This is a genomic window from Mucilaginibacter sp. OK098 (genome assembly GCF_900142915.1).
GTDB lineage: Bacteria > Bacteroidota > Bacteroidia > Sphingobacteriales > Sphingobacteriaceae > Mucilaginibacter.
In genome coordinates, this window is record NZ_FRCM01000006.1 from 497,203 (window position 1) to 523,258 (window position 26,056).

The following is a 26,056-nucleotide window of genomic DNA, read 5'->3' on the forward strand; positions in this document are numbered from 1 at the left end:
TGACCCAGATATTTTCCGCAGGAGTAGTTCCAAGTACTTCTGCGGTTTTTCATTCCGGTTACCCGTTCGGTGGTTTATTACTGTTGCTGTAAGTTTTTCCTCATATCTTTCTTTTGTTTAAGTGTTTAATTATAGTTTAGTTAATTATGGTGATACAATTATTTTTTTTCCATCGATACTAAAATGAACATTAGCATAATTTAACAGGTCGAGCGCCTGTAATACGGTAAGGTTGCGGTGGATCTCGCCTGAGAATAACCGCTCCTGCACGTTGCCTTCAAATACTACATCAACATTATACCAGCGGGCAAACTGGCGCATTATAGTTTGGATATCGGCATTTTCAAATTGAAAGAACCCGTTTTTCCAGGCAACCGCTTCATCGGTGTTAGCATTTTTAATTACGGTAATATTTTTACCTGCGGTAACAGTTTTAGCAATTTGCGACTGCTCGCCGGGTACAAGCAAAGCTGTTCCGCCTTCAGCTGATACCCTCACACTTCCTTCAAGCAGGGTGGTTTTAATCTCTTTTTCGTCGTTGTAGGCATTTATATTGAAATGGGTACCCAATACTTCAACCGTTTGCCCTTTAGATATTACATGAAATGGCATGTTCTTATTATGGGCTACTTCAAAATAAGCTTCGCCGGTTAACATCACCGTACGCAGCTTACCTGAAAACGCCGCAGGGAAACGTAATGATGAGTTTGCATCAAGATAAACCCTGCTGCTATCGGGCAGTACAACCATGTACTGGCCGCCACGCGGTGTGGTAATGGTATTAAATGCTGTATCGGTGCCTTTTACAGCTTGCGCCACGTTATAGATGATCTGCCCGTTGGCCGTTTTATTTATTTGCGTGCCGCCCTGTTGAGCCAGCAAGCCATTTTTTGCATTTGTTAGAATGATCCGGTTACCATTGGCTAACGTAAGGATGGCTTTGTTACCACCAGAGGCAATATCATTTGGCTTGTGGCGAAAAGCTGAAAATAGATTACCGTCATTTTTTTGCGCATAAAATAATAAACCCGCCGAAAAAGCTATAAGTACAACTGCGGCGGCGGTTAGGCGATAATAAAGTTTAAATGTTTTTGCAGCCGGCTTTTGCTGATGCAGATCTATTTTATTTTTAAGCTCCGCTTTGATTTGATTTTTAAGGAACTCTGTTTCCTCGGGATTAAGCATTTCAGTAACATCGGGCCTGGCATCGAATAAATTATAGTAGGCAGTGAGGTATGCTTTTTCCTGTTCAGACGCCTGGCCTGTGCGGTATTTTTTTAACAATAGCAGAAATTTTCTCTTTTCCATTTAGCGGTATATATGCCGTTTAATACATGACCGCCGAGTTGGAAAAAGTCCCACGGGTTTTTAAAATATTTTTCGGGAGGTGTGGTTTTTCTTTTTTAATGGCACGGGAACTCTTTTTTAAGATTATTACAGCATATTTACAAAACAGGTCCTTTTACTATTTATGATTGAATAATAGTGTGCCATTAGTCACAACCAATATTATTGATCTTAAAACCAGTTAGAATAATTGGATAACTACCGATCTTCTGTTTTTCAGATGGATTATTTGGAAAGAAGTTTTAATTGACGGGTGATATTTGTAACATCTATTTAATTGAAGGATCAAAAGGCAGATTTCAATAGACATTTACAAGATGGAAATTTATACAACCTTTCGCATTTTTTATATCTTATTGAGATATACATTTAGTAGTTGCATCCTTTTTTTATTATCAACGACCATATGCACAGCCCAGCGTGTTACTTTTAATAAGGGTGGTACAGAAAGCAAAAACTACTATGAAGAAATTCCTTATGAACTTGTAAACGGTGTTATATTTTTAACACCGGAAATTAACGGTATAAAACGAAAATTTATTTTTGATACCGGGGCCCCTGTACAAATCACTCCCGAACTGTTTAATGAGCTAAAGCCCGAAGTTATTAATCATACTGAAATAACTGATGCCACCGGAAAAAAAGCCTCATTAAATATTGTCTCCTTAACAACGCTTAAACTTAATAACCTTTCTTTTACCGGGATCCCGGCTTTGGTGTCCGGCAGCAGTTTATATAAATGCTGGCATATTGATGGCGTAATAGGCAGTAATTTGCTTCGTAAATCCATTGTACAGATCATACCTGCAAAGCATATTATTATTTTAACGGACGATGAAACAAAACTATCTATTAATAAGAAAATGCAGACGCCGCTTATTACAGGTGAACCACAAAGCTTTCCCTATTTTAATATGCAGGTGGCGAATAAAAAGACCATGATGGTGGGTTTTGACACAGGCAGCCCTAACTTTTTAAGAATAACAGCGACTGACGCTAATCGGTTTAAAAACGATGATGCATTTGAAAAGATCTCGGCCGGTTATGGAATTAATCATATGAGTCTTTTGGGTTTACAAATACCGGATAGTTTGTATCGGCTGAAAATTTCGTCCTTAAGTATAGCAGGTGGGACATTTACTAACGCAGTTACAGAAACCAGTAAGTCAAGGAGCACCCGGATAGGCACAAAAATATTAGACTATGGTATTGTAACCATCGACTTTATACATCATCTTTTTTATTTTGAACTGACAACCGATACTATCAACCTGGGTGAAAAGCTATGGCCCTTAAAACCTATAGTAGCAGATGATAAACTGGTAGTAGGTGTGGTATGGGAAAAGCTTAAAGACCAGGTAAAATCTGGTGATCAAATTATGGCTATTGATGATGAATCTTGCCAAACTATTGATCTTTGCGACTGGCTAAGTGGTAAAGTGGAAAGGATGATGGACAAACAAACCGCAACCCTTACCATAAAAGATAAGCAAGGGAACATTAAAAAAATCAGCATAACAAAAGAATGATTCGAGTCGCTCATTTGTACCCTGGTAAAAGAAATGGGTGATGTCTTGCCTGCCTTGGAAATTTAAAAATGAAAAAAGCAGTAAGGTCTATAATTCTTCGGAAGACCAGTATTTGATTGATGTTTTTTAACAAGAAGAATTGGTTAAAGGACAGTAATGACACGGCCTTGTTGATCGAACCTCAAGCGCCATTAAAAGTAAAAACTTACAGGAGGTACGAATTTTATCTTTTCACAGCATACAATTATCACATAATAACACTCACCATTTTATAAGGCTGACTTTTAAACAAAGCACATTGCGCCTTTTAAACAAAACGACTGATCAATTTTACAGCGAATTTTGTTGCATCAAATTTTTAATAAGATGACAATAAATTCAAATAGTGAAAAAACAGTGCTTGTAACCGGCGGCTCGGGTTTCATCGCAGTACATTGTATCCTTCAGCTTTTAAATGCCGGATACAATGTAAGAACAACAGTCCGGTCGCTCACCCGCGAAGCCGAAGTACGGGCAATGCTGAAGGAAGGCGGCGCCGGGCAAGGAAATCGTTTGTCTTTTATCGAAGCCGACCTGGCCGCTGATACAAACTGGCCCGAAGCCCTTGCCGGCTGTACCTATGTATTGCATGTGGCTTCGCCAACCCCTTTAAAAAATTATTCACACGAGGATGAAATGATCATCCCTGCCCGTGAAGGTGTGCTTAGGGTATTACGTGCGGCACGTGATGTCGGTGTAAAACGCGTGGTGCTAACATCGGCATTCGGTGCCATTGCTTTTGGTCACCAGCCGCAGACCGCACCATTTAGCGAAACGGATTGGACGGACCTAAGCGGCAAGGTACCTACCTATCAAAAATCAAAAACACTGGCTGAACGGGCGGCCTGGGATTTCATCGCCCGGGAAGGTGGCGGTCTCGAACTTTCTGTGGTTAACCCAGTAGCGGTTTTGGGGCCGGTATTAGGTGCAGACTATTCACATTCTATCCATATTATTCAACGGCTCATGAAAGATAAGGCCCCAGGCAGTCCAAAAATAAATTGCGGGTTTGTGGATGTGCGCGATGTGGCGGACCTGCATCTGCGGGCAATGACCGATCCGGCTGCCAACGGCGAGCGATTCCTGGCCACCGCTGGTGAAAGTATTTGGCTTGTTGACATCGCAAGGGTGTTGAAACGGCGCATGGGCAATTCAGCTGAGCATATCAAAGTGAAAGAGTTGCCGAACTGGCTGCTGCACGTAGCTGCCTTATGGGATCCGGCGGTAAAAGTGCTCGTTCCGATGCTGGGAAAGGTAATGAACTCCACCAGTAAAAAGGCTATACGAATGCTGGGCTGGTCGCCCCGTTCTACTGAGGAAGCCATCGTAGCCACTGCGGAAAGCCTGGTCCGCTTGGGGTTGGTAAATAAATAATTCCTTAATTTTACAGAAATGAAAAACCTGGAGAACGCTAGTGTGGCACAAGTCTTTATATCCTGTAAAAAGGAAAAGCACTACAGCCGGGAGGTGATCCTTCCACAGCCAGCCCTGGTACGTGTGCTATCTGGCGAGGTGAGGATCGCTTCAGCCGACCGCGTTTTCAATTTTTTCGCAGGCGATACAGTGTTGTTGCCCCGAAATCAACTGGGGCGACTAAGTAAGCTGCCTTTAAACGGAGAGCCCTGCGTAGTGGTATCTATTTTATTTCATCCTGAGAAACTCAGGCAACATTATGCAGATCGTCAGATTGCATCTTCACAACAGCACGCACCTGAACTTATGGTTTGGGAAGATCATCCTTTGCTGGAAAGCCTTTTTAATTCACTGTTACCTTATTTTAAATTAGCGGATGCCTTACCTGCGGACATTGCCGCGTTTAAAATAGAGGAAGCGATCCGCGTATTGCGTACCATTAATCAAAATGCAGATCAGTTGCTTGGCCAGTTTGAAGAACCAGGCAAATTGGACCTAGTGGACTTTATGGAGAAGAACTATATGTTTAATCTTTCTTTAGAAAAGTTCGGATACTTAACCGGCAGAAGCCTGACGACCTATAAAAAAGATTTTAAAAAGGCTTTTAAAAGTACCCCTGGAAAGTGGCTCACACAAAAGCGATTGGAATTGGCTCACTACCAGATCTTCGAAAAAAAAAGAAAGCCATCGGATGTTTATTTTGATGTTGGCTTTGAGAACCTGTCGCATTTCTCATTCGCTTTTAAAAAACAATTCGGATATAATCCCACCAGCTTATTAACCTGTTAGCTAAAAACCTGCGCCATCATCAGCAGAAAAAGTGTGCCGTTAAAAGAGAAAGCCCATAGAAATTATAAGCTACCTATTAAATTTTTGTAGGCGCCGCGCCAAATTGCTTTTTAAAAGCAAAAGAGAAGTGCGACAGATCTTCAAACCCCAGGTCAAGGTAAATATCGGATGCTGTTTTACCTTTTTCCCTGATCAGATAATACGCTTCCTGCAACCTCCGTTGCAATAACCAGCGGCCTGGTGTTAAATGGAACAACTTGTCAAAATCCCGCTTGAAGGTGGCCAGGCTCCTGCCTGTGAGATATGCAAACTGGTTAAGATCGACGTTAAAATGAAAATTCCTGTTCATAAAGGCCTCAAGGTCTATTTTCCCCGGCTCACTGAAATCGAATAAGATGTCTTTAATTTCGGGATCTGCTTTTAACAGCAGCAGGACTGCCTCTCTCAATTTCAAAGCAACCAAGCCGGCATCATCTTCCCTGTTAAGCTGCATATACGATGACAGTGAATCAAAGTAGCTTTTATACAAGGGCTGAGGTTCCAGGTAAATAACCGCATTGCCATTGATATGCTTTTCAGATTCATATCCGGTTTCCATACTGAAACTCCGTAAAAAAGGCTGATCAAAGTGAATCGAAAACGACTTGAACTCTCCTCCATTCGGCGGGAGTTTGTTAAACTTCATCAGGCGGTTGCGCCTGCCGAGCCTAAAATCTCCGGGGTTAAAAATATATTCCCTGTTACCATCATTCATGATCATCGTCCCCGATACCTGGTAGCTGAATACAAACTCAGGTATAAACTGCTCTCCACCCTTGCTACGGGTGGCGTAGCAGGAATAAGCTATTGGTGACGGCTTTTTATTGAGTTGAGGCATTATTCAAATCTATCAATTTTCCTGATCACAGGCATCAGTAGACATGCTTACCGGCAGCCATTTTTCCATTTCTTCGCTTCTTGCTATATCGGCTTGTTTTACCCTTGCTATAGCATCGCTTCCCAACAGCAGGTGTACCGGCGGTTCCGGGTTGTCGGCCAGGTCTATCATCACTTTTGCCACTTTTGCAGGGTCGCCCGTTGGGATAAAGTCACTGCTTTTAAACATTTTCATGCGGATACCGACGGTGTTTTCATAGCCATCTACTTCCGGCGCACAGGCCATAGAGGCCATCATACGGGTACGCAAACCGCCCGGCTCAACACTTGTTACCCATATGCCCAGCGGCTTAACCTCCTTAGCCAGCGCCTCGCTAAAACCGCCCAAACCAAATTTTGCTGCCTGGTATACGGTCAGTCCAGGGCTACCTACCCTGCCTCCTATTGAGCTGATCTGTATTATCCTGCCTGAACGTTGCTTACGCATGCAGGGTAACACCGCATGGGTTATTGCTATCGGCGCATACAAATTGGTTTCTAATTGGTTGCGCACCTGTTCATCGCTATAAGCCTCGGCCGCGCCTATGATGCCAAACCCGGCGTTATTGACAAGCACATCAATACGGCCGAATTTTTTGATCGTATTTTCAACTGCGGCAATGATCTGCGCCTTATTGGTGACATCCAACATTAGCGGATAAATATTACCAGGGTACTTCTCTGCAAGATCTTTTAATTGTTCCGGATTGCGGGCCGTTGCGGCCACCAGGTCGCCGTCGGCTAATACTGCTGCTGTCAGATCCCTTCCCAACCCGCGGGAACTGCCTGTTATTAACCAAACTTTTGACATAATTTAAATTTTTAATTTTAATCAAAGTTCGGTTTAATGCGATGACGCCGCTTTGTTAAAACGTTCATGTTACTTTGTTAAAACGTTCATCACTATTTTTTAGAATAGCTTAATAATGAACCTGCTGGTGCATAGCTCAATAGGTATCGCACCTACGGAGCGAAAAATGATTGTTTGCTATGTTTCTACCAATATTTCGCTCCTAAGGAGCGTGTTTTTGAGTAGTAACTATGAACGAAAAACAATATCAATATTTCGTTCTTAAGGATTGTGTTTTTGAGTAAGAACTATGAGCGGCTTAACAGTACAAGTGTAGTTATGATGCATTTATCTGCTATAAGATAGGTTGATCTGTTTTAAGCAGCCGCTTAGATAGTGTTCATTAATATCACTAACGAGACCAGCAGCAGCGAAGCACGGAGCTGTGCAACAGCTTTGCCCAATTGGTTTTGAACAGTTTTACGTGAGATATCCAATAGTTCAGCAATTTCGCTGGTTGACAGGTCCTGCTGATAGCGCATGCGAAATATTTGTTGCTGGGATTGGGTTAGTGTATCAATCAGCGCTTCATAGGCTTTCATGAATTCCTTTCGCAGCAGCTCCGCATCTGTTTGGTCGCGCGAGGTTTTTAGCTGTAAAAGTAACTCAGGTACAGGGGTAAACCTGCGTTCCTTTTCCATCCAATTGAATACCTTATTTTTTGTAGCGGTAAATAAATAAGCAGGCAGGTTATCGATATTGTTTTCCTCCCTTTTTAACCATAGCTGCAAAAAAATATCCTGGGTAATGTCTTTGGCCTGGGCCGGGTCCTGTAAGCGCTTAAACGCCGCAGTATAGATTTCTTTCCAATACTTTTCATAAAGCGCGTCAAAAGCTTCAGTACTGCCGTCTTTTAATTTCAAAAGCAATAATTTATCCTGAACCTTGTCGTCCTCGCCTATAAACATCCGATCAGCATTGTTAAAATCAAATTTAACAAAAATGAAACATTAAATTAAGCCGAATACAACATTTGTAACTTTTTTATCATATAATATTATTACGATAAAAATTAACAGCAACAACATTAGCAATTTGGGAATCTACAGCAAAGCAATTATTGCATATGATTTTTTACACATGCAATAATTTTATAACCAACCATGTGCCGACTTACAAAAAATCAGACCCTGCATGGCCATTAATCCATTACCTTTCATACACCGGTGGTGCAGATCAGGATATTCCTTAAAAACCTAAGCCACCTCCTGGTAAGATGGCAATGAAAAGAAGAAACTGCTGCCTTCACCAATGGCACTTTCAACCCATATAACGCCTTGTTGCGCTTCAATAAAATCTTTGGAAATGGCCAAACCCAGACCGGAACCTGATTTATTCTGCCCATCTGTAGGTACCTGGAAGTATCTTTCAAACAGGCGTTCACGGTATTGTTCATCAATGCCTTTACCAAAGTCTCTAACTGCAAAAACAACCTGTTCATCCTTTTCTCGAAGCTCAATAACAACTTTAGATTTTTCACCGCTATATCTTAACGCATTGGATAAAAAGTTAACCAATACCCAGGCTGTTTTTTCCATATCCACCTGTACTTTTGGAAGACTTGATGGTGCTTTTACCTGTAAACTGATCCCTTTTTGTTCTGCCTGGAACTTGACTGAGTTAAGCGCATAGTTTACAATTTCCAAAGGATCTGAAAGCACGAAATTTAGCTGGATATTACCTGTTTCAACCTGCGAGAGATCGAGCAACTCGCTGGTGATCTTCAATAAACGGTCACTGTCATCTTTTATATGTTCCACCAATTCCATTTGCTGCGCATTAACCGGGCCAATCCGATCGTCCTGCAACAGCTTCAAACTCATTTTAATAGACGAAATCGGTGTTTTCAATTCGTGTGAGATGGTTGCAATAAAATTGGTTTTAGCCTCGTCACGCTCTTTAAATTCAGTTATGTTACGGAGCAAATAAACGCGTCCAACTGATTTGCTGCCGAAACTCACTACATCTTCCGGCTTTGGGTCAAGGTTAGGAATTACAATTTCACGGCTATCCAACTGGAAGTACGACTCCTTACCATTAAGGGCTATCTTAAATGATTTTATAGTTTTATTTTCAATGATTGATTTAAACAGGTCATTTGTTCCGGTAAATTTATTTACGTTTTGGCCCACCAGTTTTTTTTCTTTGAGATTTAAGATCTCTTCTGCTACCGTATTAATAAACAAGATCTCATCTTTTTCATTTAAGCCAATTATAGCATCCTGCATTTGCTCTATAATAGTATCAATCCGTTGTTTTTCAGACAATACCGTAGCCAGGTTACTATTTTCCCATTCTTTTAACCGGTCGGTCATTTCATTGAACGCGGACGATACATCGGCAAACTCGTCGTTAGCGCTGAAATTTAGCCGCTGATTATAATTTTTTTGACTGATCTCCCTGATCCCATCCACCAGTTTCTTTAAAGGGTCAGCTATAAATCCCGGGAAGTTGACACTAAAGCTGAAGAGCACCAAAAAGGTAAATGTGCCAACCAGGCCCAAAAGAACGGTCGCTTTATTTACTGAAGCCTGCGCACGTTCATTTTTACGTACAATGGCCTTCATGTTTAACAATTCTACCTGCCTTAGCTGCGCCCTGGCATGGTATTGTGCATTATCCAGCGCTGCAGCACTTAGTACACCAGGCGCCTGCAATATGTTAAATGCCTTTCTTAAACCGGCAGTGGCCTCAGCCTCTCCCTTTTCTGTAATATTATGTTCCTGCAGCACCAATTGGCTGTTAAAATCTTTAATCGCTTTGTTATTTAATGGAAGTTTGTTTTCATCCAGCACAGTACGCATTTCGCGTGCAAAACTTAATGACTCGTAATTATTTTTCAGGATCACCTTGGCGCTGTCTGATATTTCATGAATATAAAATATAGCTACAACTCCGAAAGAGAGAACGATAAGGAAAAGAAACCCAAATCCTAACCGTAATTTATTTTTGATTTTCATATTATTGATTTTTAATTTCTACTGGTCATGATAAAATAACCAGGTCGGTAGCTGTTTCCGCTATTTTCTTTAATAATTCATTAAACACTGCTGTCCTCAAAATAACCTGGAACAGGCTTAGGTGAGGTTTGCCAATACAAATAGTTGTTACTTCCCGTTCTTCAGCAATGGCCATGATCGTTTGAGTAACATTGTCGCTTTTTATTTTTACCACCTCGCCCCCAAGTTCTGTTGCCAGTTTAAAATTATTGATGAGGTGGCGTTGCTTATCCAGTTTAATACGATTGCCGCTTTCGCTGCTGCTTTGCACATATAAAACTATCCATGGAGATCGGTAATATGAGGCAAGGCGCGCTGTTTTCCTGATCACTACCTTTGCTGTTTCCGCGTTGGATGAGATACAGGCAAGAAACTTTTCAGGTCGCAATTTGATCTGTTTGGGGATCTCAATATCTATCTTCCGTTCAACATGGTGTGCCACTTCTTTCAGCGCAAGCTCCCGCAGCTGAAGGATCTTATCGGGCTGGAAGAAATTTTGTAAGGCAATATCAACTTTACTTTTGTCATAGATCTTTCCTTCCTTCAACCTGTCGATGAGCTCATCGGCGGTAAGATCAATGTTAACAATTTCGTCTGTCAGCTCCAGTACTTTATCAGGAATACGCTCGGTAATGGGGGTCCCGGTAATTTCTTCAATCTCCTGGTTCATGCTTTCCAGGTGCTGAATATTAACGGCCGAAATAACACTTATGCCTGCTTCCAAAATATCCAGCACATCCTGCCAGCGTTTACCGTTCTTGCTGCCTTCCACATTAGTGTGTGCCAGTTCATCAACAATCACAACCTCGGGGTGCCGGTTCAAAATGGCAGAAAGGTCCATTTCTTCCATTTCTTTCCCTTTATAGAAGATTTTCCTTCGGGGGATAATGGGCAAACCGGCTAATAAACTATGTGTTTCGGCACGATTGTGCGTTTCTATATAACCAATTTGTATATCGATGCCATTACGTAAAAGTGCATGGGCCTCCTGCAGCATCCGGTAGGTTTTACCAACGCCGGCACTCATGCCGATATAGATCTTAAACTTTCCCCGCCGTGATTTTTTTACCAGTTCGATAAAAGTTTTAACCTCGTCATTCTTTTCTTCCGTTTTCATCGTAATTAAAATGAAACTGCTAAGCTGGTTGTAATTAATGGATTATTTGCAACGTAAACATTGTCTTTCAAAAATATTTTGTCTTTACTATTATAGGTTTTTCCTTCTAACCTTATTACGGCATTTGGAAAGGGTATGTAATCCACATTTAATGAATAACCCATTGTATTAAAGCCATCGGTGGTTTGGGTATTGATAAAAATTCCATGCTGATCTTTATAATACTCAACCCTGCCTGCAACAGCCCATTGCTTATCCAATAAATAACGGGCTATAAATACCGGGGCTATAATGTTATTTGTGCTTGCTGCGGCATGTACTTTTTGCTGCGTGCCATAATCTATACCCCCAGTAATACCAAATTTAGAGGTTAGTTGTATGATTGCATAAAGATCATGGTAAAATCTCTTTACACTGGCAGAATCGGGTCCTTCAGTACCCAGATAGTTGCTGTAATTCAGTGTGAAATTTGCTGATGGTTTCCAGGTTAATTGTACACCGCCGGCAGGGCTATTATTTGCATCCCGCCGCTGCATCCGTTGCCAGCCATTTAAAAACAGCGCAACCGCGGTAAACTTCCCATCAGCGGTGTTGTAGGTGATTTTAGCGTCTGATTCATAATAAGGCGTATTATCTGAAACTATTCCACGGGTTAGTACCCAGCAGTCTTTTCCAACTGCGCTTTCAAAGCCAATATGCGATGAAAAAACACCTGCATCCAGCCACAGATCGGCTTTTTTTGAAAGCTTGATCCCGGCATTGGCTTCATAAATATTTTTTAATACGCCGGGCTCCGCAGCCAGGTTTGCATTTGCATATGTTCCGGCCATAAGGGCAAAATTGGCACGGATATTATCATTTAAATAAGCGGCTTTTATAAAGCCAAGGTTAAGGGCTACTTCGTTAGTCCGGTTATAAGCATATACAAAAGGTGGCCGGTTATGATCTGCCGGCTTGTTAAAATCGTAACTGTAGTATAATTCTGCATAGCCGCTTATGGTAAGCTTAGCGGTATGCGAAGTATCCTGTGCTTTAACTATTGCCATTGTTAAAACCAGGATAATTATTAATATAATTCTTCTCATTGTTTAGTTAACATAAAGCAGAAAGCTGGCCATAAGGTCAAATAGCCGACTTTCTGCCGTAGACAGGTTATTTCAGTTGGTCAAGCGCTACGTTTAATTTTAGCACATTAACTTTTGGGGGGCCAAATAAGCCTAACAAAGGGGCTTCAATATGGCTATCAACCAATGCAGCAATTTTTTGCTCATCAAGCTTTCTGAATTTTGCCACTCGTTTTATCTGTATTTTTACAGCCTCGGGCGACAGGTCCGGATCCAGACCGCTACCGGATGCGGTAACCAGATCGGCAGGGATCTCGCTGCGCTTAAGGTAAGGATGGTATTTTAAAAGTGTGTCTATTCTATTAGAAACATCTTTCAGGTAATCAGGGTTGCTTGGCCCTTTATTGGAACCTCCGGATCCGACTGCATTATAAGCCACAGCTGAGGGCCTGCCCCAAAAATATTGGGGTTTGGTGAAGCTTTGCCCTACATTGGCATAGCCAACTACTTTACCGTTCACCACTACTGTTTCTCCGTTGCCGGCACCTTTTGAAAGCTTCCCGGCCAACATGATAGAAACCGGGTAGATAACACATAATACTATAGTAAGTACGATGGTGATCCTTATTGATGGAATAATATACTTTTTCATTGTATTAATATTAAATGATGTGTGCAACAATAAGATCAATTAACTTGATCCCTATAAATGGCGCTATAACACCACCAACCCCGTAAATCATCAGGTTACGGCGTAACAAGGCGCTTGCTCCTATTGGTTTGTATTCAACCCCTCTGAGTGCCAGCGGGATCAGCATAGGGATGATAATAGCGTTAAATATAACCGCCGACAAGATTGCCGATTCAGGACTGTGCAGCCCCATTATATTGATGCTCTGCAAGGCAGGGATAGAAGCCATAAACAAAGCAGGCACGATGGCAAAATATTTGGCCACGTCATTTGCTATTGAAAATGTGGTAAGCGTTCCTCTTGTGATCAGTAATTGTTTTCCAATTTCAACAATCTCGATCAGCTTGGTTGGGTCATTATCCAAATCCACCATATTACCGGCTTCTTTTGCTGCCTGGGTACCGCTGTTCATGGCAACGCCAACATCAGCTTGTGCAAGGGCCGGGGCATCATTGGTACCGTCACCCATCATAGCCACAAGCTTACCGCTGTTTTGCTCAAGCTTAATGTAGTTCATCTTATCCTCGGGCTTAGCTTCGGCAATATAATCGTCAACACCAGCCTTTTCAGCAATAAACTTGGCGGTTAAAGGATTATCACCGGTAACCATTACAGTTTTAACACCCATTTTACGCAAGCGCTCAAAACGTTCGGCAATGCCGGTTTTAATGATATCCTGCAATTCAACAACACCAAGAATTTTTTCGTTTTGCGAAACTACAAGGGGTGTACCACCATTGGAAGCAATGATCTTTACCCTTTCATCAACTTCATCAGGGAAAGGGTTGCCTGCCTTCAGCGCGATATTTTTGATGGAATCAGACGCCCCTTTACGGATGCGTAAGCCATCAGGCGTATTGATCCCGCTCGACCTTGTTTCCGCAGTAAATTTCACAAATTCTGAATTTGCAGGGGCAACAGGTAATTTAAAATGACCGGCTGCTAACTCTACGATAGATTTACCTTCGGGTGTTTCATCTGCTAAAGACCCCAATACGCAGGCTGTTATTAAATCATCGGGCGCGATGCCTGTGGCAGGCCAAAAGTGCGTTGCCTTACGGTTACCTATAGTAATGGTACCTGTTTTGTCAAGTAAAAGCACATCAATATCACCAGCTGTTTCAACTGCCTTGCCCGATTTAGTGATCACATTAGCTCTTAAGGCCCTGTCCATACCGGCAATCCCAATGGCTGATAAAAGGCCGCCAATAGTGGTTGGGATCAAACATACAAACAGTGAGATCAGGGCTGCAATGGTAATAGGCGTATTTGCATAATTTGCAAACGGCTGCAGCGTAACGCAAACAATAATGAATATCAGCGTAAAGCTGGCAAGCAAAATGGTTAAAGCAATCTCGTTTGGTGTTTTTTGGCGCGAGGCACCCTCAACCAAAGCAATCATCTTATCCAAAAAGCTTTCGCCCGGCTGGGTAGATACCATTACTTTTATTTCGTCAGACAATACCTTGGTACCACCTGTTACTGATGATTTATCACCACCTGATTCGCGGATCACCGGTGCTGACTCGCCTGTTATGGCCGATTCATCGATAGTGGCAATCCCTTCTATGATCTCGCCATCAGTTGGGATCGTGTCACCTGTTTCACAGACAAACACATCACCTTTGCGTAAATCGCTCGAAGATTTAACTACTATGCTTCCATCTTCCATAACAACCTTTGCAGGAGTTTCCTGGCGGGTTTTGCGTAAGCTATCGGCTTGTGCCTTTCCGCGTGCTTCGGCAATAGCTTCGGCAAAATTGGCGAAAAGCACGGTTAAAAGCAGGATAACAAATATGGATAAGTTATACCCAAATGATCCCTGGTCATGGTGCGAAAAGCTGTAAATGCTTACCACCGCCATTACCAATGTACCTATCTCCACGGTAAACATCACCGGATTGTGAATCATCACCCTGGGATCCAGTTTAATGAATGATTCTTTTAAGGCAGTTTGAACCTGGGCTGATTCAAATAATTTATTTGATTGATTTTTCATTGTTCTGATTTATCTGTTACTTAAGCATGGAAAAATGTTCTGCCAATGGGCCAAGCGCAAGCGCCGGGAAGTACGACAAAGCGTTTAGTACTACGATGACGGCAAAAGTCATTATTCCAAAAGTGAGCGTATCGATTTTTAAAGTACCGGCTGATTCCGGGATGAACTTCTTCTGTGCAAGTAAGCCTGCAATGGCTACCGGGCCGATGATCGGCAGGAAGCGACCTAACAGGATCACTATACCGGTTGTTACGTTCCAGAAGATGTTACCATCGCCTAAACCCTCGAAACCTGAACCATTATTGGCGTTTGATGAGGTGTATTCATACAACATCTCCGAAAAGCCGTGGTATTTAGGGTTGTTGAGCCAGGTGGATGGCTTTACAGCCCAATCAATATTGGCATGGGCAGTAACCATATAGCTGGCGAGCGCTGTTCCTGCCATAATAAGGAACGGACTTAGCAGTGTTATCAGGGCTGCAATCTTTACCTCCCGCGCCTCGACCTTATGGCCAAGGAACTCAGGGGTTCGACCAACCATAAGGCCAGATATAAACACCGCAATAATTACATATATAAAGTAGTTCATAAGGCCTACACCGCAGCCGCCGAAGAAGCCGTTAACCATCATGGCGAGTAATTGCCATAAACCGGTAAGGGCCATTGTACTATCGTGCATGCCATTAACAGAACCCGTTGAGGTTACGGTGGTTAGCACGCTCCAGTAAGCCGTTGCTGTTGGCCCAATGCGGACTTCCTTGCCCTCCATAGCTCCCGCTGCCTGGCTGATGCCCATTTTTGCGATCAGCGGGTTGCCCCCCAGCTCGCTGGTTATTGTCGGGATCATAAACATCATCACGCCGAACATCATCACCCCAAACATCATCCAGCCTAATTTTTTACGGCGGATAAAGAAACCAAATGCCAGGATCATGGCTACCGGTATAATAAACTGGGCAATAATTTCGGTCATGTTGGTCAGGTAGTTCGGATTTTCGAGCGGATGGGCAGAGTTAGCACCAAACCAGCCGCCGCCGTTTGTGCCCAAATGCTTAATAGCTATCATTTGTGCAGCCGGTCCGCGCGACATATTTACGGTATCACCCTGTAACGAAATAAATTTATCCTTGCCTGCGTAGCTGCTTGGTGTACCGTTAAAGGTTAAAATTAACGCGATAACGATTGACACAGGCAACAACACACGTGTGATGGATTTTAAAAAGAAGTTCCAGAAGTTACCAAGGTCGGTAGCTGTTTTATCCCTGAAGGCTTTGAATATGGCAACCGCACAAGCCATCCCTGTAGCGGCGCTTACAAAGTGCAGGAACATAAAGATGAAATGCTGGGTAAGATAAGTGGCGCCGCTTTCGCCAGAGTAGTGCTGCAGGTTACAGTTGGCCACAAAGCTGATGATGGTGTTAAATGCCGTATCAGCCGACTGCCCAACGTTCCCATCTGGATTAAGAGGCAGCTTATCCTGGTATATCAACACAAAAAAGCCATATACCAGCCATAAAATATTGATAGAGATCATGGCTTTGAGGAACTGTTTCCAGTTCATCGGCTCATTAGGGTTGATTCCGGATAGTTTAAAAATGCCTTTTTCTACCGGCTTCAAAAAATCCGTCCATATTTTTTCCCCGGCATACATTTTTGCCAGGTACCTGCCAAGCGGAATTGCGATCAGCATCGTGATGGCAAACGAGGCAATAATTCCAAGTAATTCAGTGTTCATTGTCTTTTACAATTAAAATTTTTCGGGTTTAAGCAGTACATATATCATGTATATGAAAACTGCAATTGCTACGATGAATAGGGCTAACATAATTTTTAGATTTTTTCGAAATAGTCAATGGATTTGAAAATGAGCCAACAGCCAATTAGCAGGGCGATGAAAAGAATGATAGTGTTCATAGTCTTATAGTTTTACAGACATTGGCAAAGGGTATACCACCAATTTGATTTATTTATTCAAGCTACTTATTATCAGCTAATTAACATAGTATAAATTACAGAAAAATTGAAAACACAGGTAAAATAACCTATCAAAATGATAGGGTTTATTATCAAAAAGGCTAGGGGACGCCATGATTTACTGTTGTTTGTTTATAGGTTATGCTTGCACATCATAACCGGCAAATTAAGGCAGGCCTGCGACCTGCGGCTTTTGCATGTTGCCCATTCAGGGCTTTGATTTGTGGATAGAGCTTCCATTTCCCGGCCCTGAATGGGCCTAATAAACCAGCGCAGGTCAAAGGCTTGCGATAGGGAGCGTGTTAAGCCTAAACGCGTTCCTTTCCGACGGTGTGCTGTGGGGACACAGCACGGGGAGGGCTGGCGGTGGTAGCCCGGCAATAAAAATCAGCCCACAAAAAAAACCCGCATAGCGGGGCTTTTCTCGAACAGGGTAGTTCAATTATATAGTCAATTGTAGTAAATTATTAATTAAAGGTTGGCATGGGCCATTGCTCCATTTTGCTGAAAATAAAGGTACTTGAGCTTATATTGGTTTGAAAGCTTATCATAAGCTATCAGATCTGCATCCTGTTTAAAATTATTTTGAATGCTGTATCTGAACGCTGTTTGTGTGGGAAAGCTGTTCCAAAGGTTTTCAATGGTTAGTTTTTGTACCGGTTGCTGTAAGTTTATGCTATAAAAATAAGTTTCTACGGGCGAGTATCCTTTTCCCTGCTGGGTTAGCTTATCTTTCTTATAAAGCGTAAAGCCGGCAGTATCCACTATACTGTAAGCCTCATTGTGAAAGAAGCGAAAATCGTGGCTGTGCATTCTGTACCCGAATATTTCACTTTTAGCCAGCGTCAACTTTTTACCCTGGTAAACAAGGTTAATGTTTTTTCCATCCAGGAATTCGTTGAGCTGCATTTTATCGGTTGGCGATAAGGTGTAGGTTAATTTGTTTGATCTGTAATCCTGTTCTGTCAAATAAACGCCGGTAGTTCCGTTTGAAGTTTGTGCCTGTAAACGCAGTGCCGATAAACTTATTATTGCTATTGCAGCAATTGTTTTAATTGAATTTTTCATTTTATATTTATTTAAGTATGCGGGGTATAAATTTTGCCGGTTTTTTAATAAAAGCCGGGCGGCAAAACCCGGCTCTTTTATTCAACCTTAACTTACCTAAACAATGAAGGGTAAGTTAGTGCTGTGCTTAATTATTATCTTTATTTACCTGATATAGGTGAGTATATGCCATTGAAATGCCACACCGGTAACAATATTGAAAATACGAGTTAAATAACTGGAAATCAATTATTTAATTTAATTATAGACCTGCTATTTTTTCATTTTTGCTCATTATGATAAAGGCCTATTATCATAATGAGGAAGCATTTATTATTTCACATTTTTCATAAAAAAAGCCGCAGGCAATCTTTCAATCTTGCTGCGGCTTAATTTTTTTGTCATCCTGAACGAAGTGAAGGATCTTATCCGTGAGAAAGGTATCCATTTGACATGTCGCCGACCTACTTTTCCGCCGTGAACATCGCGTGCTGAAGATCCTTCACTTCGTTCAGGATGACAAAATTGCTTTGTGTATCTGCTTGTTAAAAGCGCACCAGCAATGCAGCTATAAACCTTGTTTCTGATGGCACCAAATCCGGTTTAAAATCTGATGGTACCGGGGTTGTATTATAACCATCGGGCGAGGTTACACCTCCATGGCCTGCAAAGTAAGGCACACTGGCATGGCGATGAACCATCTCTAAACGAAATGTTAGGTAATCGTTTGGCATGATGTCAAACGTTGTAGAATAGTCATAACCATGAAACTGGTCACCAGGGTTTGCGCTAAACGGATGTGAGCCTGTTGCCCCTGTGTTAATTGCCGGAATAGGATTAGCATCGCCGGTTGGATACAATACCAGGTAACGTCCTGGGTTATTGATCACGCCGCCGCCAATTGTCCAGCCATAATGGCCTTTACCAAATATTACGCGGTTGTATGCCATACCACTCGCAAAATATTGGGCCGGTCCTTTAACCGGGTCGGCATGAAAACCATTTACCCCATCACCTTTTTCAAAGCCAATATCTCCCGTAACTGAAAATGCCATGCTGTTTATAAAGCTATTTTTGTTGGTGCTTTTAAAATACCGGACCTCAATGCTGTTGTCAGAGTGGAAGCGTTTTCTGCCGGGTTTGTCCTGGGTATCAGCGCCATAGTAGGTATTTGTTAAACCCTGGAACCATTCAACCGGGCGCCATAAAATCTGGCCGCCTATTCCCGGCTGGCTGTTAAACATACCATACGATTGCCAGCCGTTTATCAACCATGGCTCAATTTTCAGCTTATCAGAAACGAAGATCTGCACCCTTATCCCATTAAAGAACCATGGCGTATTATCTGAAGTAAATGACGGCTGGTAAGCCCAGTTCTCGGCATTATAATAAGAGAACAAACCAACGTATGACATAAAGATCCCTGCGTCAACGTTAATACCATGCAGCACATTAAAGTGGTAGCCAGCGTTTGCTTCGCTTAAGTAGCGATAAGCCGTCGCCTGGTCAAATTGCCCCCGGGTAACGCTCAAATCATTACGGGGAACTACTGTTGATCGCGTACCAAATTGAGTAAGTATGGTCGCCCTAACATTATCATAATGAAAATCACCGCCAAATGCGGCAGTGGATATTTCAAACTCGTGATCATGAGCCAATGCGGTTGATCCCACAACCGTATGGTCAATAGGGTTATTGTTTGATGCGGTGTAGTTTACATCAAGTAAAATACGGCCGGTAAAATATTTTGAATCAAGCAGGGCGCTGTGCCTGCGGTCGTTTCCATTTAGCCAGGTAAAATCACCAAATGCAAATGGTTCGCTTACAGCCTTAACTGTGTCTTTTTTTACCGCAGTATCGGCTTTTATAAATGATGGAACCTTAACCTCCTGATTTTTGTTGGAGGCAAGAACAGGCTGACTTTGGGAGTATGCATAAGTTAGCGATACCCCTAAAGTAATTGACAATAAAACTTTTTTCATTTTTTAATAATTTGGATGTTAATTTATCCGGAGCAGCGGTGTTTGGCTGATCCCGGATATGTTTTTGGATTAAAATCAAATGATCCTGATCCGTGCCAATAAAGGCAATCGTTATTCCAGCTTTTATTTTATTTTAATAAGTAAATGTTTATCAATTGATTATAAAAAAAAGAACCGACTGTATTAAGCCGGTTCACAAAAAGATTCTCATTTCGTTCGGGTCATTTTCTCAAAATGATCAATTTAAAAGGAGGTGGTATTCTTCAATCTTTCGGTACAGCGTAGCAAGGCCAATCCCCAGGATCCTTGCGGCTTCTGTTTTATTTCCTTTCGCATATTTTAAGATCCGGTTGATGTGGTGTTTCTCCACGCTATCAAGGTCAAGCGCCATAAGGTCATAGTAGCCGCCATTGTGGAATTCATAAGGTAATAGCTTAGGTGTCAGGATCGGTTCATCCATCAAAATGATCACCCGTTCAATCACATTTTTTAATTCCCTGATATTTCCGTTCCACTTATGCTGATTCAAGAGTTTGAAAAAGCGCTCATCAACCTCAGGCACCTTCTTTTTCACTTTCCCTGCATAAATTTTTATGAAGTGGTGGGCAAGTGTTTCTATATCCCCGGTTCTTTCCCTTAGTGGCGGCAGAACAATTGAAAAGCCAGACAAACGGTAATACAGGTCAAGGCGAAAGTGACTTTCTTCTGCCTCTTTTTGCAGGTCACGGTTGGTTGCCGCGATAAGGCGAATATCAACTTTAGTCATTTTTGTTTCGCCAACTTTTATAAAGGTGCCGTTTTCCAATACCCTTAAAAGCTTAGCCTGCAAATCAAGGCTCATTTCTCCTAATTCATCCAAAAAAATGGTGCCGCCGCTGGCTTCCTCAAACAGGCCTTTTTTATCTTTTAAAGCACCTGTAAAAGCCCCGGCCTTATAGCCAAACAATTCACTCTCCAGCAATTCCTTGCTGAATGCGCTGCAGTTAACGGCCACAAAGGGTTTATCTTTTCTTAAACTTTCCTGGTGAATGGCTTCTGCAAAAACCTCCTTCCCGGTGCCGGTTTCACCAAGCAAAAGCACGGTAGCATCAGTTTTGGAAACCTTTTTAGCCAGCTCAACGGCCTCTATTATTGCCGGGGACTGACCTAAAACTATCGGAAATCCTCTTTGTTCTTCAATCTGCTGCTCCAGCTTATTTAACCGGAATTGCAGATTAGCCTTATCAAGAGCCTTACTAACCAGGGGGATAATTTTTTCGTTATCGTCGCCTTTTGTTAAATAGTCAAAGGCGCCGTTCTTAATCGCCAAAACGCCATCGCTTATTGAACCGAATGCCGTGAGGTTAATTATTTCAATATAAGGTTTGATCTGTTTTATTTTCTTTACAAGCTCCACACCATTGGCATCAGGCAACTTTACATCGCTTAATACAACCCTGATATCCTCCTGCTCTATCATGCGGATGCCGCCTTTAGCATTAGCTGCCTGTAAAACATGGTAGCCCTCCATTTCAAGTATGCGTGCAAGCAAGGCGCTGAGTTTAACCTCATCATCAATTATTAATATGTTTGATTTCATTTTTGTACTTATTTGGATTATTGATCAGCATCAGCGGGAGCGCATCCAGCAGTTTGATATATAAATTGATGCCATTCTTTATTTCCTCCAGGAAAATATATTCATCGGAAGAATGCGACCGCGCAGAATCACCGGGCCCGATCTTTACTGAAGGGATTGACAGCCATGCCTGGTCGGATGTTGTTGGCGAGCTATAAGTTTTACATCCTATAGCTATTCCTGTTTTTACTATTGGGTGATCAAAAGGCACCGATGACGCACCCAATGAACCCGGCCGTACGCTGAGTTCAGCAGACACTGCATTTTTTATCGTATTTAATATATACTCCTGTGTATAGGTATCGTCATTGCGAATATCCACGGTAAACTCACACTTGCCCGGCACAATATTATGCTGCATTCCGGCCTTTATAGTGGTTACCGTCATTTTCACCGGGCTTAAACCTTCCAGTTGTTGGGGGAACTGGTAGTTTCTGAACCAATCAAGGTCCTTCATGCATTTGTAGATAGCATTCTCGCCTTCTTCTCTTGCTGCATGGCCGGAACGCCCTGTACTAACGCAATCAATAACCAAATTTCCTTTTTCAGCCACGGCCATCTGTAAAAGGGTAGGCTCACCTACAATGGCAAGCTCCAATTTACCCAATAAAGGCAAAATTGACTTGATCCCGTTCTGGCCCGAATTTTCTTCTTCTGCAGTTAACGCCAAACAAATATTAAATCCCAGGCCCTGGTAGCTATAAAAGTGCAGGAAAGTAGCAACTAACGATACCAGGCATCCCCCGGCATCATTACTGCCCAGCCCATATAAACGCCCGCCTATGATCTCCGGGCAAAAAGGATCATTGGTATAGCCGTCGTTCGGTTTAACCGTATCAATATGAGAATTCAGCAAAATTGTTGGCTTTGACGGATCATAAAACTTATTATAACTCCATAAATTATTCCCTTTCCGCTTACACTTTATCGAATAGCTTGCCAGGTATTCCTGGATCAGGTCCGCTGCTTCTGTTTCTAGTCCGCTGAATGAGGGTGTTTTAATAAGCCTTTGCAATAAGGAAACCGACTCACTGAATAGCAGGTTGCTTAATGGCATTCTTTCGCGAACCGTTGAAAGTTCTCTTGCTTTGAAATTTTTAATCATCATAATTTTTCAGTTTAATTTTGGATCAAACATCATTGCGGTGCAAAGACAATTGCACCTGTTCTTACTTTGCAAAACATCATAACTTACGCAGCTTTTACAGCCATCCCAAAAAGTCGGCTCCTGTGCAATTTCGCCATAGGTAACCGGCTCGAAACCCAGGCGGGTATTCAGCTTCATGATAGCCGAACCGGAGGTGATGCTGAACACTTTTGCCAGGGGATACCTGCTTCTTGACAGCTCAAATATTTGCGTTTTGATAAGGGAGGCTACCCCCTGGTTGCGGTGATCAGGAGATACGATCAGGCCGCTGTTAGAGACAAACTTTTCATTGTCCCAGGTTTCAATATAGGAGAAACCCACCCATTCGCCACTTTCTGTAACGGCTACAATAGCCTTCCCGGCGTCAATCTTTTCTATTATAGCGGCTACCGATCTTTTTGATATTCCGGAGCCCCGTACAATAGCGGAACTTTCCATCTCATGAATAATCTGGTCAGCAAAAACTACGTCAGACGGTATTGCCGACCTTATAATAATTCGTTCATCTTCCATTTCTTTTAGTTTATTTCAGTTAAAACCTTGAAAGTTTTTTAACTGTAAATATTCATATACCAAAAGAATGCCTATTGTGCCAGGCTATCCGGAATTGGGCTTTTAAATCATTTAAATGCAGTTTTTATTCATTGGGAGATTATTAACGCATAAAAAAAACCTCTCAAAATGAAAGGCTTTTTTCCCGAATTTATCCGTTTAGAGAATTAATAAACTGAGTGATGATCCATAGTGCTGCCGGTAAAATGTTCCAGGTAGCCATTCTCATTTACCGACAGGTTACTCATGGCTTTTACAGTTACCGGTTTTTTCTTTTTCGGGCCGATTAATGGGAGTACTATAATAGCTAATAAGGCGCTTACTTTTAGTACGATATAAAATGCTGTCATTATATAATGTTTAAATATATTTATGAAAATTGACTTCTGAGATACCATTAGCCAGGAACATGCCACGGTTTATTAAATTCCAATTAACTTCATCTATAAGATAAAAACGCAGTTTATTTTTTAAAAGAGGACGGTTCATTTTTTAAAACCTTTCATTTTGATGGTATGGAATTATCAAAATGATAGTGTTCAACATATTTAATGCCGGTTAACAATAACCTTAATTTTTATTGGGAATGGTAACAGGTGTGATTGAAGTTAATAAATACCTAAACTGATCCGCAAACAAGTAATAGTAAAATGCCTTAGATTTATCAGCTGCAATTAATCTTTTTGATAATAATTAATTGCCTTAATTTGCTCAACACATTCACAATAATTTTCACGATCAATGAAATCACTTACAGATATAAAAGACCTTGTTTTAAAAGGAGATCTGAAAAAGTTATTTAGTAAAGATTCAAAAGAAAAATTTCATCCTTCGGAAATAGCTACGCTGCTAAATTCGGTATCGCTTAGTGAAGCCCGGGGAATATTTGATTCTTTTGTTGAAGAAAGGCAGGTTAACGTTTTCCCTTTCCTGGGGCCTTATCTGCAAAACCAGCTGATCAAAAATGCACCCGTTCAACAAAAGAGTTATATTCTAAATCACCTGAGTTCTGTTGATCGTTATGCCTTTTTAATGAGCTTAAAGGGCATTCAGCGGTCGGCTTTGCTGGTTCATTTGGATGATCATAACAGAAAAGCTACCGAAGTAATGCTAGGTTACTCACCGCAGAGCGTAGGTAAATTATTAAATACCAAATTTGTTACCCTTAGAAAAGAAATGACGATTGCCCAGGCTATCGATTATTTACAAAAGAACCAGCCCGATTCAGATAGTGCAAATGTATTATATGTGGTGGATGAAAAAGGGGAACTGATTGATGATATCCCGGTAAGGAGACTGGTCTTAAACGATTCTAAAAAACGAATTGAAGATATAATGGATCATCAATTTATCTGTCTGCAAGTTAATGATCCAATAGGTGAAGCCATCGGTAAATTTGAACAATATGACCGAAACGTTTTACCTGTAGTTACTGCTGAAAACCAGCTTTTAGGGATCGTTACCATTGATGATATTATAGATGCAGCCCAACAACGTGATACCAGGGAAATGCAGAAATTCGGGGGTGTTGAATCTCTTGAATACCCTTATGTAAAAACACCATTATTTTCCCTGATCCGAAAACGCGCAGGATGGTTAATTATCCTCTTTCTGAGTGAAATGCTTACCGCTACAGCAATGGGACATTTTGAAAAAGAGATAGAATTAGCTGTTGTCCTGGCCTTGTTTGTTCCATTGGTAATTTCGAGCGGAGGTAATTGCGGCTCACAGGCGGCCACATTAATTATCCGCGCAATGGCCGTGCGTGAACTTACTGTAAGAGATTGGTGGTATGTGATGAAGAAGGAGCTGTTTTCGGGATTAATTTTAGGAATAATTTTAGGCAGCATCGGTTTTTTGCGGATTATAACATGGCAGTATTTGCACTGGTACGATTACGGCGCTAAATTTTTACTGATGGGAAGCACCATTTTCTTTTCATTGATCGGCATTGTAATGTGGGGAACCTTAAGCGGTTCCATGATCCCGATATTACTTAAACGGCTTAAATTCGACCCGGCTACTTCCTCAGCGCCTTTTGTAGCTACCCTTGTTGATGTGACCGGGCTAATTATTTATTTTAGTATTGCCTCTATCATTTATTTAAAATAACACTTTATTTATAATTAACAGAATTAACATTTCCAGCCGTGTCGTTATTGCATTGTCATTAAGTCAAGAGAATGTTGGCTATAACTAACCACATGGCAACGTCCAATAGCCCCACCTAAACGGCATAGCCCTCATGAATGCCTATTAAAAATAAACAACTGTGAATAATCCTCCCCGGTAGGGAGGACTTGAAAAAAATAAACGCGGGCGAAACTAAAGTCTCCCCTACCGGGGGAGATTTAGAGGGGGCTACAAAGCTTTTGGGGAGAATCACGCTTGTGTTATCTCTTAGCTTAATGACATTGCCAGCCATCGTTTTAAATTGCCCCTTTTTTGCCGCAGCTTGATGTTAGAGCATTGGTTGTATAATCCATATTAATGAGGTTCATTATACAATTGCTTTTAGTGTAAACATACCACTATAATACTTACGGTAACCATACCCTAAAAGAAGGTTAGGCACAAGCAGAAAAACTCCCATTAGCCAGCCGGACGGTACTAAAATAGTATGAAACAATAATACATTTAAGCTGATGGGGAAAAGCACAACCGCGAAGAACGGAGCATAACGGTTAAACAATAAAGATAAGCCACCTGTTATTTGTATGATTTTTTGCATGGGGTAAAAGTAACCGGTACCCTTAAGTCCGGCAATAAAAGCCCCGGCTTTGCCTGTATGCAATGGCTGATAGGGTATAAAATGCAGAAAGTAATCTAGACCGAATACCAGGTAAAGGAATCCAAGTAAAATGCGGGATATTAATACTGTAGTTTTCACAGAGCGTTATTGTTAATATTAATTTATTCAAAACTTACCAATTAGACGGACATTTTCAAATATTGGCTTCTCAATTAATAAAATAAATATTTTT

At 41.6% G+C, this 26,056-nt stretch carries 22 protein-coding genes; 4 read left to right on the forward strand and 18 right to left on the reverse strand.

Features of this window, described 5'->3' with window-relative positions:
- Positions 1-144 precede the first annotated feature (144 nt).
- Positions 145-1,308 (reverse strand): FecR family protein, encoded by a 1,164-nt coding sequence (locus BUE31_RS22005; protein WP_073405995.1) that lies wholly within the window; start codon positions 1,306-1,308, stop codon positions 145-147.
- 356 nt (positions 1,309-1,664) lie between these two features.
- On the opposite strand from BUE31_RS22005, the gene BUE31_RS22010 reads away from it, so the two are divergent.
- From BUE31_RS22010 to BUE31_RS22020, 3 genes are all read left to right on the forward strand, one after another.
- Positions 1,665-2,876 (forward strand): retropepsin-like aspartic protease, encoded by a 1,212-nt coding sequence (locus BUE31_RS22010; protein ID WP_073405996.1) that lies wholly within the window; start codon positions 1,665-1,667, stop codon positions 2,874-2,876.
- Positions 2,877-3,242: 366 nt separating this feature from the next.
- Positions 3,243-4,289: an SDR family oxidoreductase gene (locus tag BUE31_RS22015; protein WP_073405997.1), complete on the forward strand. Its 1,047-nt coding sequence runs from the start codon at positions 3,243-3,245 to the stop codon at positions 4,287-4,289.
- Positions 4,290-4,307: 18 nt separating this feature from the next.
- On the forward strand, positions 4,308-5,117 hold the full coding sequence (locus BUE31_RS22020) for a helix-turn-helix domain-containing protein (RefSeq protein WP_073405998.1): 810 nt from the start codon (positions 4,308-4,310) through the stop codon (positions 5,115-5,117).
- Between the two features lie 76 nt (positions 5,118-5,193).
- Here the strand turns inward: BUE31_RS22020 and BUE31_RS22025 are convergent, their stop codons facing one another.
- From BUE31_RS22025 to BUE31_RS22100, 16 genes are all read right to left on the reverse strand, one after another.
- Positions 5,194-5,994, reverse strand: coding sequence for a helix-turn-helix domain-containing protein (locus BUE31_RS22025; protein WP_073405999.1), 801 nt, complete (start codon positions 5,992-5,994; stop codon positions 5,194-5,196).
- Positions 5,995-6,006: 12 nt separating this feature from the next.
- Positions 6,007-6,843 (reverse strand): SDR family NAD(P)-dependent oxidoreductase, encoded by an 837-nt coding sequence (locus tag BUE31_RS22030; RefSeq protein ID WP_073406000.1) that lies wholly within the window; start codon positions 6,841-6,843, stop codon positions 6,007-6,009.
- A gap of 368 nt (positions 6,844-7,211) precedes the next feature.
- Entirely contained in the window at positions 7,212-7,790 is a 579-nt protein-coding gene (locus BUE31_RS22035; RefSeq protein ID WP_073406001.1) for an RNA polymerase sigma factor, read from the reverse strand.
- Positions 7,791-8,078: 288 nt separating this feature from the next.
- Positions 8,079-9,842, reverse strand: coding sequence for a HAMP domain-containing sensor histidine kinase (locus BUE31_RS22040; RefSeq protein WP_073406002.1), 1,764 nt, complete (start codon positions 9,840-9,842; stop codon positions 8,079-8,081).
- Positions 9,843-9,867: 25 nt separating this feature from the next.
- On the reverse strand, positions 9,868-10,998 hold the full coding sequence (locus tag BUE31_RS22045) for a sensor protein KdpD (protein WP_073406003.1): 1,131 nt from the start codon (positions 10,996-10,998) through the stop codon (positions 9,868-9,870).
- Positions 10,999-11,003: 5 nt separating this feature from the next.
- Positions 11,004-12,083, reverse strand: coding sequence for a porin (locus BUE31_RS22050; protein WP_073406004.1), 1,080 nt, complete (start codon positions 12,081-12,083; stop codon positions 11,004-11,006).
- Positions 12,084-12,150: 67 nt separating this feature from the next.
- Positions 12,151-12,714 carry a K(+)-transporting ATPase subunit C gene (locus BUE31_RS22055; protein ID WP_073406005.1) on the reverse strand — a complete coding sequence of 188 codons (564 nt, stop codon included), beginning with the start codon at positions 12,712-12,714 and terminating at the stop codon, positions 12,151-12,153.
- Between the two features lie 10 nt (positions 12,715-12,724).
- Complete coding sequence (gene kdpB, locus BUE31_RS22060; RefSeq protein WP_073406006.1) at positions 12,725-14,752, reverse strand: potassium-transporting ATPase subunit KdpB; 2,028 nt, start codon at positions 14,750-14,752, stop codon at positions 12,725-12,727.
- Between the two features lie 16 nt (positions 14,753-14,768).
- On the reverse strand, positions 14,769-16,487 hold the full coding sequence (gene kdpA / locus BUE31_RS22065; RefSeq protein WP_073406007.1) for a potassium-transporting ATPase subunit KdpA: 1,719 nt from the start codon (positions 16,485-16,487) through the stop codon (positions 14,769-14,771).
- 12 nt (positions 16,488-16,499) lie between these two features.
- Positions 16,500-16,577, reverse strand: coding sequence for a potassium-transporting ATPase subunit F (locus BUE31_RS31720; RefSeq protein WP_073406113.1), 78 nt, complete (start codon positions 16,575-16,577; stop codon positions 16,500-16,502).
- A 620-nt stretch (positions 16,578-17,197) separates the two neighbouring features.
- The gene (locus BUE31_RS22075; protein WP_073406008.1) at positions 17,198-17,794 is read right to left on the reverse strand and encodes a hypothetical protein; all 597 of its coding nucleotides are present in this window, start codon (positions 17,792-17,794) and stop codon (positions 17,198-17,200) included.
- Between the two features lie 524 nt (positions 17,795-18,318).
- Complete coding sequence (locus tag BUE31_RS22080; RefSeq protein ID WP_083620193.1) at positions 18,319-19,755, reverse strand: outer membrane beta-barrel protein; 1,437 nt, start codon at positions 19,753-19,755, stop codon at positions 18,319-18,321.
- A 238-nt stretch (positions 19,756-19,993) separates the two neighbouring features.
- The gene (locus tag BUE31_RS22085; protein ID WP_073406009.1) at positions 19,994-21,334 is read right to left on the reverse strand and encodes a sigma-54-dependent transcriptional regulator; all 1,341 of its coding nucleotides are present in this window, start codon (positions 21,332-21,334) and stop codon (positions 19,994-19,996) included.
- Positions 21,309-22,481 carry a M20 family metallo-hydrolase gene (locus BUE31_RS22090; RefSeq protein ID WP_317042445.1) on the reverse strand — a complete coding sequence of 391 codons (1,173 nt, stop codon included), beginning with the start codon at positions 22,479-22,481 and terminating at the stop codon, positions 21,309-21,311. Before BUE31_RS22090 ends, BUE31_RS22085 begins: the two co-directional genes overlap by 26 nt.
- 6 nt (positions 22,482-22,487) lie before the next feature.
- Complete coding sequence (locus BUE31_RS22095; RefSeq protein WP_073406010.1) at positions 22,488-23,033, reverse strand: GNAT family N-acetyltransferase; 546 nt, start codon at positions 23,031-23,033, stop codon at positions 22,488-22,490.
- Between the two features lie 206 nt (positions 23,034-23,239).
- Positions 23,240-23,422, reverse strand: coding sequence for a hypothetical protein (locus BUE31_RS22100; protein ID WP_073406011.1), 183 nt, complete (start codon positions 23,420-23,422; stop codon positions 23,240-23,242).
- A gap of 391 nt (positions 23,423-23,813) precedes the next feature.
- Here BUE31_RS22100 and mgtE point away from each other — a divergent pair, with 391 nt between their 5' ends.
- Positions 23,814-25,184 carry a magnesium transporter gene (gene mgtE / locus BUE31_RS22105; protein ID WP_073406012.1) on the forward strand — a complete coding sequence of 457 codons (1,371 nt, stop codon included), beginning with the start codon at positions 23,814-23,816 and terminating at the stop codon, positions 25,182-25,184.
- A 388-nt stretch (positions 25,185-25,572) separates the two neighbouring features.
- Here the strand turns inward: mgtE and BUE31_RS22110 are convergent, their stop codons facing one another.
- Positions 25,573-25,962, reverse strand: coding sequence for a hypothetical protein (locus BUE31_RS22110; RefSeq protein WP_073406013.1), 390 nt, complete (start codon positions 25,960-25,962; stop codon positions 25,573-25,575).
- Between the last annotated feature and the right edge of the window lie 94 nt (positions 25,963-26,056).